Genomic DNA, 1,042 nt, shown 5'->3' with positions numbered 1-1,042 from the left:
TGTGACTGATGTCACCGATACCATCGACACCAGCACTGTGTCCCTCACCGCAACGCCGAGCGTCGCTGAAGGCGGCACCGTGGTGTACACCGCATCGGTGTCCGCGCCGGTGACCGGCTCGCCGGTTGTGGTGACCCTGTCCAATGGGCAAACCATCACCATTCCAGTGGGCGAGTCTTCCGCCACCGTGAACTTCACTGCGCCCAATGATGCCCTGGCTGGCGGCAGCTCCCTGAGCACCACCATCACCAAGGCCGATGGCGGTAACTACGAAAAACTGGAGATCAATGACAAGCCGGCCGAGACCGCTGTCACCGACACTCCGGACACCACGACGCTGAGCCTCTCGGCCACTGACTCGGTGGCCGAAGGCGGCTCCATTGTCTACACCGCCACCCTGAGCAATGCCGCAGGCACACCGGTCACGGTCACGCTGTCCAACGGTGCAGTCATCACCATCGCGGCTGGCGCCACGTCCGGCACCGCCACAGTGCCTGCGCCTGCCGATGACGTGTACAAGGACGCGGGCAAGGTCGAAGCCACTATCACTAAAGCGGATGGCGGCAACTTCGAGCAGTTGGTAACCAACCCAGCTCCAGCCGTCACCGATGTCACTGACACCATCGACACGTCCACCGTCAGCCTGACCGCTACCCCAAGCGTCGCTGAAGGCGGCACTGTGGTGTACACCGCTTCGGTATCGGCGCCGGTCACCGGCTCGCCGGTCGTGGTGACCCTGTCCAACGGCCAGACCATCACCATTCCGGTGGGCGAGTCTTCCGCCACCGTGAACTTCACCGCGCCCAATGATGCCCTGGCTGGCGGCAGCTCCCTGAGCACCACCATTACCAAGGCCGACGGTGGCAATTACGAGAAGCTGGAGATCAGCGATAAACCGGCTGAAACCACGGTTACCGATACGCCGGATACAACGACGCTGAGCCTGACCGCTACCGATTCCGTGGCTGAAGGCGGCTCCATTGTCTACACCGCCACCTTGACCAATGCCGCTGGCACACCGGTTACCGTAACCCTGAGCAAC

General features: G+C 62.8%; 1 protein-coding gene. It reads left to right on the top strand.

The window, feature by feature from the left end; genetic code table 11:
* Positions 1 to 1,042: immunoglobulin-like domain-containing protein (locus FW796_RS31835; RefSeq protein ID WP_446440701.1), on the top strand; the 1,042-nt coding region annotated here is incomplete at both ends.

Source organism: Pseudomonas sp. 910_21 (genome assembly GCF_052850735.1).
This window is presented reverse-complemented; position numbering and strand designations above follow the sequence as displayed.